This is a genomic window from Bacillus sp. M13(2017), assembly GCF_002218325.1.
Lineage (GTDB): Bacteria > Bacillota > Bacilli > Bacillales > Bacillaceae_G > Bacillus_A > Bacillus_A thuringiensis_K.
Map to the genome: position 1 here is coordinate 1 of NZ_KZ268500.1, position 14,740 is coordinate 14,740.

Below are 14,740 nucleotides of genomic sequence, written 5' to 3' on the forward strand. Positions count from 1 at the left end.
CTGAAAGATGATCAGGTTGATAGGTTCGAGGTGGAAGCATGGTGACATGTGGAGCTGACGAATACTAATAGATCGAGGACTTAACCATATAATATGTAGCAATGTTATCTAGTTTTGAAAGAATATAAAAAACTTGTTGACTTTCAAAAGTAAATGAGTTATAATAATTCTTGTCTTAAATGAATACAGTCTGGTAATGATGGCAGAGAGGTCACACCCGTTCCCATACCGAACACGGAAGTTAAGCTCTCTAGCGCCGATGGTAGTTGGGACCTTGTCCCTGTGAGAGTAGGACGTTGCCAGGCAAATGGAGGATTAGCTCAGCTGGGAGAGCACCTGCCTTACAAGCAGGGGGTCGGCGGTTCGATCCCGTCATCCTCCACCATTTAGCCGACTTAGCTCAATTGGTAGAGCAACTGACTTGTAATCAGTAGGTTGGGGGTTCAAGTCCTCTAGTCGGCACCAGAAATCATGGCGGTTGTGGCGAAGTGGTTAACGCACCGGATTGTGGCTCCGGCATTCGTGGGTTCGATTCCCATCAGTCGCCCCATTTTTCTTAAATAAATTAATATGCGGGTGTGGCGGAATTGGCAGACGCACCAGACTTAGGATCTGGCGCCTTTGGCGTGGGGGTTCGACTCCCTTCACCCGCACTTTTAATTAAATAACTCATACATGTCTTGCGGAAGTAGTTCAGTGGTAGAATACAACCTTGCCAAGGTTGGGGTCGCGGGTTCGAATCCCGTCTTCCGCTCCAATTTTCAATATGACATGCCGGGGTGGCGGAACAGGCAGACGCACAGGACTTAAAATCCTGCGGTGGGTGACCACCGTGCGGGTTCGACCCCCGCCCTCGGCACCATATGCGCCCGTAGCTCAATTGGATAGAGCGTTTGACTACGGATCAAGAGGTTAGGGGTTCGACTCCTCTCGGGCGCGCTTTTATTAACGGGAAGTGGCTCAGCTTGGTAGAGCACCTGGTTTGGGACCAGGGGGGCGCAGGTTCAAATCCTGTCTTCCCGATATTCCAAAAAAACATGGGGCCTTAGCTCAGCTGGGAGAGCGCCTGCCTTGCACGCAGGAGGTCAGCGGTTCGATCCCGCTAGGCTCCACTTATCTTAAATATCATTTATGGCGGTGTAGCTCAGCTGGCTAGAGCGTACGGTTCATACCCGTGAGGTCGGGGGTTCGATCCCCTCCGCCGCTACCATAAAGGACCTTTAGCTCAGCTGGTTAGAGCAGACGGCTCATAACCGTCCGGTCGTAGGTTCGAGTCCTACAAGGTCCACCATTAGACGTATATATCTCGGAGGTATACCCAAGTTCGGCTGAAGGGATCGGTCTTGAAAACCGACAGGCGGCGAGAGTCGCGCGGGGGTTCGAATCCCTCTACCTCCTCCATTTTTTCTAAAGTAAATATTTTATCATCGCGGGGTGGAGCAGCACGGTAGCTCGTCGGGCTCATAACCCGAAGGTCGCAGGTTCAAATCCTGTCCCCGCAACCAAATGGTCCCGTGGTGTAGTGGTTAACATGCCTGCCTGTCACGCAGGAGATCGCCGGTTCGACCCCGGTCGGGACCGCCATTTTTACATAAAGGCTCGGTAGCTCAGTCGGTAGAGCAGAGGACTGAAAATCCTCGTGTCGGCGGTTCGATTCCGTCCCGAGCCACCATTTTGAAGTCGCAAGCCGACTTAGCTCAATTGGTAGAGCAACTGACTTGTAATCAGTAGGTTGGGGGTTCAAGTCCTCTAGTCGGCACCACTTTCAAAATGAGCCATTAGCTCAGTTGGTAGAGCATCTGACTTTTAATCAGAGGGTCGAAGGTTCGAGTCCTTCATGGCTCACCATTTACAATTTAATGCGGGTGTAGTTTAGTGGTAAAACAAGAGCCTTCCAAGCTCTGGTCGAGAGTTCGATTCTCTTCACCCGCTTTTCAATTATGGGCCTATAGCTCAGCTGGTTAGAGCGCACGCCTGATAAGCGTGAGGTCGATGGTTCGAGTCCATTTAGGCCCACCATAATTGTTCCGCAGTAGCTCAGTGGTAGAGCTATCGGCTGTTAACCGATCGGTCGTAGGTTCGAGTCCTACCTGCGGAGCCATATTTATAGAGAAGTACCCAAGTGGCTCAAGGGGCTCCCCTGCTAAGGGAGTAGATCGCGAACGCGGTGCGAGGGTTCGAATCCCTTCTTCTCTGCCAGAACTGGCCCGTTGGTCAAGTGGTTAAGACACCGCCCTTTCACGGCGGTAACACGGGTTCGAATCCCGTACGGGTCATACTAAAAGAGATAGCATAATCTGCTATCTCTTTTTTGTTGTGTAAAAGTGGACTTTGGATACTCTGCTTTTTTAGGCAATAGAAGAAATATGAAGTATGGGCTGTTGCAGTTGGGTATATAGAGCCGTAAATACAATCATGTTGTTTATTTGGGCCTGTATGAATATGAAGGAACTATCTATCTAACAAATGGTACCTCAAGTTGAACTTTTACCCCAGCTGTATGGCTGTAGCCTCCTACACTTGGAGAAACCGATGAAAATACATCCGGGAGCTACTGTGGAAAATAAATAATATATAGAAGAAGCTGCTTTCTCTCAATAGGTGTGACCTACTGAAGACAGCTTTTTTATGTTGTCATTATTGTCGAGTTTTGTCGGTAAGCCGATATATTGCAAAAATCGCTGATATAATTTGAGTTACGGTCGATAAATTTTAATAATCGCTGATATATTTGGAGTTACGGTCCATATATTCTAAAAATCGCCGATATAATTTCACTTACCGACAAAAACCACAAGAAAATCCCTTTCACAATCTAAAGAAAACGCCTCCATTGAAATGGATTCCACACCTATTCCAATAACTTTACATCATATGTGAAAAAGTTCACAAATAGGTCATAATTTGTGAAGTAATTCACAATAATACGTGCTACAATATGAATGTAAAGAAGTTAAACAACATTAAATTAGTATTTTAATTAATTACTTAAACAATCATAAAAAATAGATGTGAACAATAGAGAGGGGAAATTACCATGAAAAAAGGTATCAATCGTGTAGTATTAGTAGGAACAGGAGCTGTAGGTTGTAGTTATGCTTACTCAATGATCAACCAAGGTGTAGCTGAAGAATTCGTATTAGTAGATGTTAATGAAGCAAAAGCAGAAGGGGAAGCAATGGACTTAAGCCATGCGGTACCATTCTCTCCATCACCAACAAAAGTTTGGAGCGGTAGCTATGCAGATTGTAAAGATGCAGATTTAGTAGTTATCACTGCTGGATTACCACAAAAGCCAGGTGAAACTCGTTTAGACCTAGTTGAGAAAAATACAAAGATCTTTAAACAAATCGTTCGCGGTATTATGGATAGCGGATTCGATGGAATCTTCTTAATCGCAACTAACCCAGTTGATATTTTAACTTACGTAACTTGGAAAGAATCTGGTCTACCAAAAGAGCGCGTAATTGGTTCTGGTACTACTTTAGACTCTGCTCGTTTCCGTTACATGTTAGGTGACTACTTAAATGTAGATCCACGTAACGTTCATGCTTACATCGTTGGTGAACACGGTGACACTGAACTTCCAGTATGGAGCCATGCTACTATCGGTGTACAAAAACTAGAAACAATTTTAGCTAATAACGAACAGTACAAACAAGAAGACTTAGATAAAATCTTTGAAAATGTACGTGATGCAGCTTACCATATCATCGAGCGTAAAGGTGCAACTTACTACGGAATCGGTATGTCACTACTTCGTGTAACTAAAGCAATCTTAAACAACGAGAACAGCGTATTAACTGTATCTGCATACCTTGAAGGTCAATACGATGAGAAAGATGCTTATGTAGGTGTTCCAGCTGTAATTAACCGTGAAGGTGTACGTGAAATCGTAGAGCTTGAGTTAAATGAAGAAGAAAAAGCGAAATTCGCTCATTCTGTAAAAGTATTAAAAGAAACAATGGCACCAGTACTATAATAATTACTAAATAATTCAGAGGTGGGAAACTGCTTCTTACCTCTGAACTTATATAATTTAATATAAATTCCTTTTCCGGTTTCCCTTGTATATCCCCAATATACCCCTTTTGCTGGATAAGGGTCGTTTATAGAAAAAGAGCACTCTACTTTACGTAGAGTGCTCTTTATTATTCCGCTATTTGCCGGGCAGTAAAACCTCGACTGATTAAAGTTTCACTTTATTATTTTTTAGGCATTAATCCTAATTTCTTTAAAATATCTGTCAGTGTACCGCTTTTGGATTTTTCAGCAGCTGTTTGTGATTTAGATGCATCTAGCTCTTTTTTCAAGAAGTTCTTTTCAACGAAGCGAATATCTTTTTCATCGACAATCCCATCTTTATTAAGGTCTCCGTCTTTTACAGTTAGTCCTTTTTTACCATAGTTGCTAGCGATAATTTCAGCATCTTTAATATCGATTACTTTATCAGCATTTACATCGCCGGCAAGGTTTTCGTCAGGTCTTGCATAATAATATTGGCCAAGCAGCTTACCGTCTTTTTCAGTACCAAGTTTCGTTGTTAGGCGGCTTGTTAAATGTCCTGGCACCTCTACATATAAGTTATAGTCGCGTTTATTAACTGGAAGTCCATTTAGTTTGAAGTATCCGTATTTATCTAGTGAGCCTTCAAACTTATGACGATAAGAATCAGTCGCATATACTTTTACGCCAAGCTTTGTATAATCGAACTTTTCATCTAAATAGCCACGTTCATTTAAGAATGCACCAGGTTTAATATTTCCTTCTACTAGTGAATTTAAGGACATAACTGAGAATGTTTGATCTTGAAGTACACGCATTCTATTTGGTTCTGATTCACCTTGTTTCCAGTAAACAAAAATTGGTGACTCTAATTGAGCGTTTGCTTCATAAAATTCATCATTTTCTACTTTGAAAGTTACATCAATGAACGGGAAATCACCATCTAATCCAGCAAAGTTTTTGTCATCGATAGCACCGCCAACTGTAACAGAACCTGCCTCTAGTTTCGGTTCATTTACTTTTGCGGTTACCCCTTTGTCGGAAAGTAGCTTTTCAAAAGCAGGATTAAATTTCGCATTTCAATAACATTGTGACAAAAAATATTGAGAAACATTTTTTATGACAGATTATTTTATTTTGATTTTGAGTGGAAAATAGCATGAAAAATAGGATAAACATAATAAAATAAAGGTTGAGAAAAATAATTGGTAAAAATATAGAAGAATAATAAAGCGTTTTCAATGAATATTCGTCAAAATTCGATATTTTACACGGAAATGTGAAGAAAAACTAACATTTTTAAGAAAAAAACGAATGTTTTTTATAAATTAACAAGGATATTGCAGTTTTTCACAGAAATAGTTAAAGTATAAAAAATTCTGTCATCTAAGTGAGGTGAGCATATTGAGTGTAATAAATTGTGAAGAAGTGAAACGAGATGAGTTTCATACAGAAAAGTACTATGAAAGTTATAACATCTTTGGCGCACATGTTGTGACGGAAGATGAGATTCAAGGGGTACGATTTACAGTGTGGGCTCCTCATGCGAAAGCAATGAGTGTTGTTGGAGATTTTAATAAGTGGGATTATGAGCAACATAAGATGCTACAAGTGACAGAAGAAGGCATTTGGTCCTTATTTATACCGCATATTGAAGAAGGAGAAATATATAAATATGCGATTGAAACGTTGGCTGGTGACGTCATTTTAAAGGCAGATCCGTATGCTATATATGCAGAAGTAAGACCGAATACGGCATCTGTAGTTTTTGATATAAAAGGATATGAATGGAATGATAAAAACTGGAATCGTAAGAAAAAGAAAAAACCGATTTATAAAGAAGCGATGACAGTTTATGAATTACATTTCGGTTCTTGGAAAAAGAAAGAAGATGGAACACTATATTCTTACAGGGAAATGGCAGAAGAACTCATTCCGTATGTGGTGGAACATCAATTTACACATATTGAAATTATGCCGCTTGTTGAGCATCCATATGATCGTTCTTGGGGATATCAAGGAACGGGATATTATGCAGCGACGAGTAGATTTGGTACACCGCATGATTTAATGTATTTTGTCGACGAATGTCATAAATATGGAATCGGTGTCATTTTAGATTGGGTACCGGGGCATTTTTGTAAAGATGCTCACGGTTTATATTTGTTTGATGGCACACCGACCTATGAATATAAAGATAAAGATGTACAAGAAAATCTAGTATGGGGAACTGTCAATTTTGATTTAGGAAAGAGAGAGGTACGTAATTTCTTAATTTCAAATGCGTTATTTTGGATGAGATATTTCCATATTGATGGTTTCAGAGTAGATGCAGTTGCGAACATGTTGTACTGGAATAAAGAAGGACAAGAGCAAAGTAATGAGTACGCTGTGTCATTTTTACGGGAGTTAAATGAAGCGGTGTTTGCAGAAGATGAAGATTTTCTTATGACGGCAGAAGATTCAACAGCTTGGCCACTTGTAACAGCTCCAACGTATGAAGGTGGGCTTGGATTCAATTATAAATGGAATATGGGCTGGATGAATGACGTGCTGAAATATATGGAGTGTGCGCCAGAGTACAGAAAATATATTCATGAGAAAATGACGTTCTCTTTACTATATGCTTACTCTGAAAACTTCATATTACCCCTTTCTCATGATGAAGTCGTTCATGGGAAAAAGTCGTTATTAAATAAAATGCCAGGTGATTACTGGGATAAGTTTGCTCAGCTTCGTTTATTATATGGATATTTCTTTACTCACCCAGGAAAGAAATTACTTTTCATGGGAGGAGAATTCGGGCAGTTTGATGAGTGGAAAGACCTTGAAGATTTAGATTGGAATTTACATGATTTTGAAATGCATCGTTATATGCATGATTACTTTAAAGAGCTCATAGCATTGTATAAGCGCTCAAAACCACTTTGGCAGCTTGATCATTCGCCTGAAGGTTTTCAGTGGATTGATGCTAATAATAACGAGCAAAGTATTTTCTCGTTTATCCGCCAAGGAGATAAACAAGAAGATGCGTTAGTTATCGTATGTAATTTTACGAAAGCTACATATGAAAACTATAAAGTAGGTGTACCAGATTTCGAGTATTATAACGAGATTTTAAATAGTGATGCTGAGCAATATGGCGGGTCAGGGCAAGTAAATAAGAAACGTCTGAAAGCAATTCAAGAACCGTATCATAATCAAGCAGCACATGTAGAAATTACAATTCCACCATTTGGCGTATCCATATTACGACCAGTGAAGACGAGAAAGGGGAGCAAAAAACAAGATGGCTCAAAAACAAAAGTGCGTAGCAATGTTACTAGCAGGGGGAAAAGGTAGTCGATTAAGTGCATTAACAAAAAATTTAGCCAAGCCAGCTGTTCCATTTGGTGGTAAATATCGCATTATCGATTTTACGCTAAGTAACTGTGCGAATTCTGGTATTGAAACGGTTGGGATTTTAACGCAATATCAACCACTTGAACTTCATAATTATATCGGAATCGGCAATGCGTGGGATTTAGACCGAGTAAGCGGTGGAGTCACAGTGTTACCTCCTTATGCGGAGTCTTCAGGTGTGAAGTGGTACACAGGTACGGCAAGTGCCATTTATCAAAACTTAAACTATTTAAGTCAGTACGAACCAGAGTACGTTCTTATTTTATCGGGCGACCATATTTATAAAATGGATTACAGTAAAATGCTAGATTATCATATTGAGAAGGAAGCGGATGTTTCCATTTCTGTTATTGAAGTACCTTGGGATGAGGCGAGTCGTTTCGGTATTATGAATACGAACGAAGAGATGGAGATTGTTGAATTTGAAGAGAAACCGCAATTTCCAAGAAGTAATCTTGCATCAATGGGAATTTACATTTTTAACTGGGCAATTTTGAAAGAGTATTTAGAGATGGATGCAAGAAATCCTGAATCTAGTAATGATTTCGGAAAAGATGTACTTCCGCTTTTATTAGATGAAGGGAAGAAGTTGATGGCGTATCCGTTTGAAGGATATTGGAAAGATGTTGGAACGGTTAAGAGCTTATGGGAAGCGAATATGGATTTACTGCGCGATGAAACATCACTGAATTTAAACGATCGTAATTGGCGTATTTATTCTGTAAATCCAAATGAGCCACCTCAATATATTGCAGAGCAGGCAAAAGTAGAAGAATCACTTATTAACGAAGGATGCGTCATTGAAGGGGACGTGAAGCATTCTGTATTATTCCAAGGGGTGACGGTAGAAGAAGGTAGTATGGTTATTGATTCTGTCGTTATGCCAGGAGCAAAGATTGGAAAAAATGTTGTGATTGAAAGAGCAATTGTTGGATCGGAAATGGTTATTGAAGATGGAACAATTATTCGTCCGGAAAAAAATGTTGACGATGTAGTACTCATTGCTGAAGGGAAATAGAAAAGGGGGATGAAATGAATGGGAGAAAAAATGTTAGGAATTATTAATGCAACGGGAAGTTTTCCTTCCTTAAAGAAAGTAACAGGGCATCGTTCACTAGCGGCGTTACCGTTTGGGGGCCGTTATCGACTCATTGATTTCATGCTTTCAAATATGGTGAATTCTAATATTCATAGTGTAGCGGTTTTTACAAGTCATAAAAACCGCTCGTTAATGGACCATGTTGGTTCAGGAAAGCAGTGGGATTTAGATAGAAAAAGAGACGGACTGTTTTTATTCCCACCAAATTGCCAATGTGACCAAGATGAATTTGGATCTTTTGCACATTTTAGAAGACATATTGATTATTTTCTAAGAGCTAGAGAAGAATACGTCGTTATTACGAATAGCCATCTCGTAACAGCATTGAATTTCCAGGCGGTGTTAGAGCGACATATACATACGGCAGCTGATATTACGGAAGTTTGCCATGAAGGGGTTTCGCTTCAAACATACGTGTTAAAGAAAAAATTATTGTTAGATTTATTTGAGTCATATAAAGATTTGGAGCAATATAGCTTATTCGATGTGGTGAGAGAAAAGCGCGGAAAATCACTGCATATTGCTACTTATGAGCATACAGGATATGTAGCGATTATTGATTCGATTGAAAGTTACTATAAACATAGCTTAGAAATTTTGCAACCTGCTATTTGGAAGCAAGTATTTAAGAAAGAAGCACCGATCTTTACGAAAGTAAAAGATGAACCACCAACTCGTTACTTAAAAGGTGCAGCCGTGAAAAATACAATGATTGCAAACGGCAGTATTATTGAAGGCGAAGTAGAAAATAGTGTTATCTCCCGTTCTGTTAAAATTGGAAAAGGTTCCATTGTTCGTAACAGTATTATTATGCAAAAGAGCCAAATTGGAGATAACTGTATAATAGACGGTGTTATTATTGATAAAGACGTGAAAATTGGTGACGGTGTTGTACTAAAAGGAAACGCTGATGAGCCATACGTTGTAGAAAAAGGAAGCGTTCAAAACAGTACGATTAATAGTTATTCTTAAAAGAATCAGTGGGGGTCTTCCTCCACTGATTAAAGTTTTAATTCAAATGAAAACTCGAAGGGAGGAAGCTGCAAGGGAAGTAGTATAAGCTTTTCGTGCAGTGGGACAACAAGTGAATATTTTATTTGCAGTATCAGAATGTGTACCATTTGTTAAATCGGGAGGCTTAGCTGATGTAGCAGGTGCGCTCCCAAAAGAGCTAAAAAAATTAGGGGTGGACGTTCGCATTATACTCCCGAATTATAGTCTTATTCCGCCAAAGTTAAGGGATGGATGTACGTTACATAAAGTAATTAACGTCCCGCTCGGGTGGAGAAATCAATATTGTGGAATTTTAAAAGGTGAGCAAGACGGAATTACGTATTACTTAATAGATAATGAATATTATTTTAAGAGAGATTCTCTGTATGGTCATTATGATGACGGAGAGCGTTTTTCTTATTTCTCAAAAGCGGTGTTAGAGTGTATTCCGCACCTTGATTTTGAAGTGGATGTTCTTCATAGCCACGATTGGCATACGGCTATGGTTAATTTCTTACTTCGTGAAAAGTATCAAGATAACCCGTTATATGAGCGTATTAAAACGGTATATACGATTCATAACTTGCAGTTCCAAGGTGTATTTCCTCCTGAAGTGATGTACGACTTGTTAGAGCTTGGTGATGAATATTTTCATAGTGAGCAGCTAGAGTTTTATGGAAACGTAAACTTTATGAAAGGCGGTATTATCGCTTCGGATCAAATTACAGCGGTGAGCCCGACGTATAAGGAAGAAATTCAATATGAATTTTTTGGTGAGAAGTTAGATGGATTACTGCGAAAATATAATGATAAGCTTAGCGGCATTGTAAATGGTATTGATACGAGCGTATATAATCCAGAAACAGATTCGTATATTAAGGCTCAGTATGATGCAGATTCATTATATGAAAAGAGTGAAAATAAACGCGCCTTGCAGCGTTATTTTGGTTTGCCAGAAAAAGAGGATACACCAATTATTTCAATGGTAACGAGATTAACGAAGCAAAAGGGGCTTGATTTAGTACGTACTGTATTCCGTGAAATAATGGAGGAAGATGTACAATGTATTATTTTAGGATCAGGTGATTCGGAATATGAGCAATTCTTTGAGTGGATGGCATATGAGTATCCGGAGAAGGTAAAAGTTTATATCGGATTTAATGAAGAATTAGCTCACCAAGTGTATGCGGGAAGCGATTTGTTTTTAATGCCATCACTGTTTGAACCGTGTGGACTTGGACAACTTATCGCATTAGCGTACGGTACGATTCCAATTGTAAGAGAAACAGGTGGATTAAACGATACGGTACATTCTTATGATGAAGAAACAGGCGAAGGAAATGGTTTCAGTTTCATGAACTTTAATGCACATGACATGCTGCATACGATTCAGCGTGCGATTGAATTCTATCACGATAAACCAGTGTGGGAGCAGCTTGTAAAACAAGCGATGACTGAAGATTATAGCTGGGAGCAATCGGCTCTTGCTTATAAGGAATTGTATAAAAGTCTCATGGAATAACATGTAGGTGGTGAAAAAATGTTTACTCATGTTGAAAGTTTTAAATCAACTTTTCTAGAAAAGTTAGAGACGATGTATGGTAAAAGTTTTAAAGATTCTACAACTCGTGATCAATATAATACGCTCGGCCATATGGTACGTGAGTATATGAATAGTCAATGGATTGCAACGAACGAGAGTTATCGATCCGGAGAGCAAAAGCAAATGTATTACTTGTCTATTGAGTTTTTGCTTGGACGTTTGCTTGGAAGTAACATCTTGAATTTAGGTATTCGAGATGTATGCGAGCAGGGGTTATCTGAACTAGGGATTTCGTTACAAGAGTTAGAAGAAGTGGAAGCAGATGCAGGCCTTGGTAATGGTGGGCTTGGACGCTTAGCAGCCTGTTTTCTCGATTCACTTGCCTCTTTAAACTTGCCAGGACACGGCTGTGGAATTCGTTATAAACATGGTTTGTTTGATCAGAAAATTGTTGATGGTTATCAAGTTGAATTTCCAGAACAGTGGCTTCTTCATGAAAACGTATGGGAAGTAAGAAGGCATGATCAAGCTGTAGAAGTAAGTTATTTCGGCAGTGTTGAACCGCTAGAAATTGACGGGCGTTTAGAGTTTAGGCATACAAATGCAGAAGTCATTATGGCCGTGCCATATGATGTGCCGGTAGTTGGCTATGAGACGAGTACTGTAAATACACTTAGACTTTGGAATGCTGAACCAGTTCCTTTCTCGCAAAACTGCAAAGATATTTTGAAATATAAGCGCGAAACAGAGGCTGTATCGGAGTTTTTATATCCAGATGATACGCATGATGAGGGAAAAATACTTCGTTTAAAACAACAGTATTTCCTCGTATCAGCAAGTTTGCAAAATATCGTTCGAATGCATAGAGAAAGATATGGTGACCTTCGTCAACTACATGAAAAAATTGCGATCCATATTAACGATACACATCCAGTTTTAGCAATTCCGGAACTGATGCGTATTTTACTAGACGAAGAAAAGTTAGCATGGGAAGAAGCTTGGCACATAACGACGCAGACGATTTCTTATACGAATCATACAACGTTATCAGAAGCGCTCGAAAAGTGGCCAATTCACATTTTTAAACCGTTATTACCGAGAATTTATATGATTATTGAAGAGATTAATGAACGTTTCTGTCATGAACTTTGGGAACAGTATCCGTATGAGTGGGATCGTATTGAAGCAATGGCAATTATTGCACATGACCTTGTGAAAATGGCTCATTTAGCGATTGTCGGTAGCCATAGCGTAAATGGTGTAGCGAAAATTCATACGGAAATATTAAAGCAGCGGGAAATGCGATTGTTTTATGAATTTTATCCAGATAAGTTTAATAATAAGACGAATGGAATTGCTCATAGGCGCTGGCTTATGAAAGCAAATCCACAGTTAACAAATCTCATTTCAGAGGCGATTGGAACAGAGTGGAAGAAAGAACCGATTAAGCTTCAAGAGCTACAATTAGTTCAATATGATGCGAGTTTCCAAGAGAAATTTGCAGAGGTAAAACAAGAGCGTAAAGAGATTTTAGCGGAGCGTATTCATAATACAATGGGGATTACCATTGATCCAAATTCTATTTTTGATGTGCAAGTGAAAAGATTACATGCTTATAAACGACAATTATTAAATGTTCTTCATATTTTATATTTGTATAACCGTTTGAAAGAGGATGCTAGTTTTACATTTTATCCGCGTACTTTTATTTTTGGAGCGAAAGCATCACCTGGCTATTATTACGCGAAAAAAATTATTAAATTAATAAATGAACTCGCAAGAAAAGTAAATAATGACCCGTATGTCAGTCAATATATGAAAGTTATCTTTCTAGAAAACTATCGAGTTTCTTTAGCGGAAGATATATTCCCGGCAGCGGATGTAAGTGAACAAATTTCAACGGCGAGTAAAGAAGCATCGGGAACAGGTAATATGAAATTTATGATGAATGGTGCGATTACACTCGGAACGCTAGACGGTGCTAACGTTGAAATAAAAGACCGGGTCGGTGATGATAACTGTTTCATTTTCGGTTTAACGGCCGAAGAAGTTCTTCATTACTATCAAAATGGTGGATATCGTGCAAGTGATTATTATCATCACAATGGGCACATTAAAAAGGTAGTAGATCAGTTAACGAATGGTTTCTTTGCACAGTCGGGAGCCGAATTTGAAGCAATTTACGATTCTCTCGTTATTCAAAATGATGAATATTTTGTTCTGCGAGATTTTGGTCCATATGCTGAAAGACAAGAAGCTGTCGGTAGAGCTTATGAGAACCGAACGAAGTGGCTAGAAATGTCGATTTTAAATATTGCACAGTCTGGTCATTTTGCGAGCGATCGAACGATTTTGCAGTACAGTAATGAAATTTGGGGTATTGGTAATACAGTTAAACAGTTTTAAAGAGGTTGCTATATTGGGAGATATATTATCGATTTACCAACAGAAATGGATATTAATAAATAAAACGTGCTTAATAAAATTAAGCTCGTTTTATTTATTTTGCTTAAGAAAGAAATGGAACAGTGGTATATATGATACCTGCCCCATCATACTCTCCTGTCGCAAAGTATGAAAATGTAAAGAAACCTGTAACCGTAAAAATTACAATAAGGAAAAATGCGAAGATAAATTTTAACATGTAAGGTCCCCTCATCCAAAAATAACTTCATAGATTATTATAGTATACGAATATTTTATTTCCAATTGTTTACTGGTTAAAAATGAGAAGTCAGACATGTTTTGTATGTTGTAATGGAATGATTATTTGTAATGGATTTTGTGTTTTTTGTAAATGTCATGTTGTGATGGACGTGTGCATACTCCCAATCATAATCATTAAAATTTATGTTTCGGGGAGGGAGAAGTGGGACGACATCGAATAAGTTGACGAAACGAAAGCTACTAGCTACTTGTAGTTTATAATAATTTCGAAAAGCGATATCTCCTACTTTTGGAGAAGCGAATGTATAAAGTCCATACTGTGCGAAGGCAGTATTTATACGTGCATCTAATATGTGTAATGTGGCAAGCGCGCCACCTAGACTATGCCCAGTAGCTAGCAGTTTTTTATGTGCTGGCAATGATACGAGCATATCCATAATAGAATCACGACAAGACTCATAAATAGAGAGAAAACCGTTATGGACATTTCCGCCATTTAAAGCATAAGGATAAGGTTTTTGATTGACGAGAGAATCAATAATCCAATCTGGATCTGTTTGAGTGCCTCTGAAGGCAACGATAATTGTATCCTCAGATTCTAATATAAATCCGAACCATTCTGTTGTTTGAATGGCCTTTCCTTGAAAACCTTGTACATATTGAAAACCATCTGGTATTTCGAAAATACCATTTTGTTTATATTGTTCATACGTTAACTCACAACAAGAAGCTAACAGTATGGCAGTTTCTTTATCAAAGGATAAAGGAGTACGCATTAAGGTAGCCCTCCTTAAGAAAAGGTATAGTTTAATATATGCGGTGAGGAACTTGATTCATTCTTTTGGAGGTGGGGAATAGCTTGTATCGCTTACCTAAATTAGTGGAGGAAATTATAATGTCAAAATAAAACAGTGCCTGATAAGGGCACTGTTTACTCTTTTTCATCTCAAGGAATCGACTTTTTTAATTATTCTTAATGAACTGACGCATGCGTTAGTTGCATAAGTAAGAGGTTTGAAAAAATAGCCTGT

The 14,740-nt window shown here is 38.7% G+C and carries 8 protein-coding genes, 22 tRNA genes, 2 rRNA genes and 2 pseudogenes; 30 read left to right on the top strand and 4 right to left on the bottom strand.

What is annotated here, in order from left to right; genetic code table 11:
* The 24 genes from CGQ22_RS00005 to CGQ22_RS00120 form a co-directional block, all read left to right on the top strand.
* Positions 1-88 (top strand): 23S ribosomal RNA (locus tag CGQ22_RS00005); the annotation flags it as partial.
* A 101-nt stretch (positions 89-189) separates the two neighbouring features.
* Positions 190-305 (top strand): 5S ribosomal RNA (gene rrf / locus CGQ22_RS00010).
* A 4-nt stretch (positions 306-309) separates the two neighbouring features.
* Positions 310-385 (top strand) — tRNA-Val (locus CGQ22_RS00015).
* A 4-nt stretch (positions 386-389) separates the two neighbouring features.
* Positions 390-465 (top strand) — tRNA-Thr (locus CGQ22_RS00020).
* Positions 466-474: 9 nt separating this feature from the next.
* Positions 475-550 (top strand) — tRNA-His (locus CGQ22_RS00025).
* A 22-nt stretch (positions 551-572) separates the two neighbouring features.
* A tRNA-Leu gene (locus CGQ22_RS00030) sits at positions 573-653 on the top strand.
* A gap of 29 nt (positions 654-682) precedes the next feature.
* Positions 683-757 (top strand) — tRNA-Gly (locus CGQ22_RS00035).
* A 16-nt stretch (positions 758-773) separates the two neighbouring features.
* Positions 774-862 (top strand) — tRNA-Leu (locus tag CGQ22_RS00040).
* Between the two features lie 3 nt (positions 863-865).
* Positions 866-939, top strand: a tRNA-Arg gene (locus tag CGQ22_RS00045).
* Positions 940-949: 10 nt separating this feature from the next.
* Positions 950-1,023 (top strand) — tRNA-Pro (locus CGQ22_RS00050).
* Positions 1,024-1,039: 16 nt separating this feature from the next.
* Positions 1,040-1,112: transfer RNA gene (locus CGQ22_RS00055), tRNA-Ala, on the top strand.
* Between the two features lie 21 nt (positions 1,113-1,133).
* Positions 1,134-1,210, top strand: a tRNA-Met gene (locus tag CGQ22_RS00060).
* Between the two features lie 4 nt (positions 1,211-1,214).
* Positions 1,215-1,291 (top strand) — tRNA-Ile (locus CGQ22_RS00065).
* 17 nt (positions 1,292-1,308) lie between these two features.
* A tRNA-Ser gene (locus tag CGQ22_RS00070) sits at positions 1,309-1,401 on the top strand.
* Between the two features lie 27 nt (positions 1,402-1,428).
* Positions 1,429-1,505, top strand: a tRNA-Met gene (locus CGQ22_RS00075).
* A gap of 3 nt (positions 1,506-1,508) precedes the next feature.
* Positions 1,509-1,584: transfer RNA gene (locus CGQ22_RS00080), tRNA-Asp, on the top strand.
* 12 nt (positions 1,585-1,596) lie between these two features.
* A tRNA-Phe gene (locus CGQ22_RS00085) sits at positions 1,597-1,672 on the top strand.
* A 14-nt stretch (positions 1,673-1,686) separates the two neighbouring features.
* Positions 1,687-1,762 (top strand) — tRNA-Thr (locus tag CGQ22_RS00090).
* A 10-nt stretch (positions 1,763-1,772) separates the two neighbouring features.
* Positions 1,773-1,848, top strand: a tRNA-Lys gene (locus tag CGQ22_RS00095).
* A 13-nt stretch (positions 1,849-1,861) separates the two neighbouring features.
* Positions 1,862-1,932, top strand: a tRNA-Gly gene (locus CGQ22_RS00100).
* Positions 1,933-1,942: 10 nt separating this feature from the next.
* A tRNA-Ile gene (locus CGQ22_RS00105) sits at positions 1,943-2,019 on the top strand.
* A 7-nt stretch (positions 2,020-2,026) separates the two neighbouring features.
* Positions 2,027-2,101: transfer RNA gene (locus CGQ22_RS00110), tRNA-Asn, on the top strand.
* A gap of 7 nt (positions 2,102-2,108) precedes the next feature.
* Positions 2,109-2,199 (top strand) — tRNA-Ser (locus tag CGQ22_RS00115).
* 5 nt (positions 2,200-2,204) lie between these two features.
* Positions 2,205-2,276: transfer RNA gene (locus CGQ22_RS00120), tRNA-Glu, on the top strand.
* Positions 2,277-2,373: 97 nt separating this feature from the next.
* Here the strand turns inward: CGQ22_RS00120 and CGQ22_RS31290 are convergent.
* Positions 2,374-2,551, bottom strand: a pseudogene (locus CGQ22_RS31290) (IS4 family transposase); the annotation flags it as partial.
* 486 nt (positions 2,552-3,037) lie between these two features.
* Here CGQ22_RS31290 and CGQ22_RS00125 point away from each other — a divergent pair.
* Positions 3,038-3,982 (top strand): L-lactate dehydrogenase, encoded by a 945-nt coding sequence (locus CGQ22_RS00125; RefSeq protein ID WP_000715349.1) that lies wholly within the window; start codon positions 3,038-3,040, stop codon positions 3,980-3,982.
* A gap of 223 nt (positions 3,983-4,205) precedes the next feature.
* On the opposite strand, the pseudogene CGQ22_RS31295 reads toward CGQ22_RS00125, so the two are convergent.
* Positions 4,206-5,084, bottom strand: a pseudogene (locus CGQ22_RS31295) (S8 family serine peptidase); the annotation flags it as partial.
* A gap of 325 nt (positions 5,085-5,409) precedes the next feature.
* Between CGQ22_RS31295 and glgB the strand changes: the two are divergent.
* The 5 genes from glgB to glgP all read left to right on the top strand — a co-directional run bounded on the left by glgB (position 5,410) and on the right by glgP (position 13,448).
* Positions 5,410-7,347 (top strand): 1,4-alpha-glucan branching protein GlgB, encoded by a 1,938-nt coding sequence (gene glgB / locus CGQ22_RS00145; protein ID WP_074594204.1) that lies wholly within the window; start codon positions 5,410-5,412, stop codon positions 7,345-7,347.
* Positions 7,295-8,425 (top strand): glucose-1-phosphate adenylyltransferase, encoded by a 1,131-nt coding sequence (glgC, locus tag CGQ22_RS00150; protein WP_000057614.1) that lies wholly within the window; start codon positions 7,295-7,297, stop codon positions 8,423-8,425. Before glgB ends, glgC begins: the two co-directional genes overlap by 53 nt.
* Positions 8,426-8,443: 18 nt before the next feature.
* Complete coding sequence (gene glgD / locus CGQ22_RS00155; RefSeq protein ID WP_000504137.1) at positions 8,444-9,478, top strand: glucose-1-phosphate adenylyltransferase subunit GlgD; 1,035 nt, start codon at positions 8,444-8,446, stop codon at positions 9,476-9,478.
* A 112-nt stretch (positions 9,479-9,590) separates the two neighbouring features.
* Positions 9,591-11,021, top strand: a complete 1,431-nt coding sequence (glgA, locus tag CGQ22_RS00160) for a glycogen synthase GlgA (protein ID WP_089148401.1) — start codon at positions 9,591-9,593, stop codon at positions 11,019-11,021.
* Between the two features lie 18 nt (positions 11,022-11,039).
* Complete coding sequence (glgP, locus tag CGQ22_RS00165; protein ID WP_089148176.1) at positions 11,040-13,448, top strand: glycogen phosphorylase; 2,409 nt, start codon at positions 11,040-11,042, stop codon at positions 13,446-13,448.
* A gap of 103 nt (positions 13,449-13,551) precedes the next feature.
* Here the strand turns inward: glgP and CGQ22_RS32300 are convergent, their stop codons facing one another.
* Together CGQ22_RS32300 and CGQ22_RS00175 are read right to left on the bottom strand one after the other, a co-directional pair.
* Positions 13,552-13,686: a hypothetical protein gene (locus tag CGQ22_RS32300; protein WP_000911065.1), complete on the bottom strand. Its 135-nt coding sequence runs from the start codon at positions 13,684-13,686 to the stop codon at positions 13,552-13,554.
* A 76-nt stretch (positions 13,687-13,762) separates the two neighbouring features.
* Positions 13,763-14,485: a lipase family protein gene (locus CGQ22_RS00175; RefSeq protein WP_089148177.1), complete on the bottom strand. Its 723-nt coding sequence runs from the start codon at positions 14,483-14,485 to the stop codon at positions 13,763-13,765.
* Positions 14,486-14,740: the final 255 nt, after the last annotated feature.

Bases quoted from the DNA above. Each gene is read 5' to 3' on its own strand.
- CGQ22_RS00125 (WP_000715349.1), top strand. From the start codon at position 3,038: ATGAAAAAAGGTATCAATCGTGTAGTATTAGTAGGAACAGGAGCTGTA.
- glgC (WP_000057614.1), top strand. From the start codon at position 7,295: ATGGCTCAAAAACAAAAGTGCGTAGCAATGTTACTAGCAGGGGGAAAA.
- glgD (WP_000504137.1), top strand. From the start codon at position 8,444: ATGGGAGAAAAAATGTTAGGAATTATTAATGCAACGGGAAGTTTTCCT.
- glgP (WP_089148176.1), top strand. From the start codon at position 11,040: ATGTTTACTCATGTTGAAAGTTTTAAATCAACTTTTCTAGAAAAGTTA.
- CGQ22_RS32300 (WP_000911065.1), bottom strand. From the start codon at position 13,686: ATGTTAAAATTTATCTTCGCATTTTTCCTTATTGTAATTTTTACGGTT.
- CGQ22_RS00175 (WP_089148177.1), bottom strand. From the start codon at position 14,485: ATGCGTACTCCTTTATCCTTTGATAAAGAAACTGCCATACTGTTAGCT.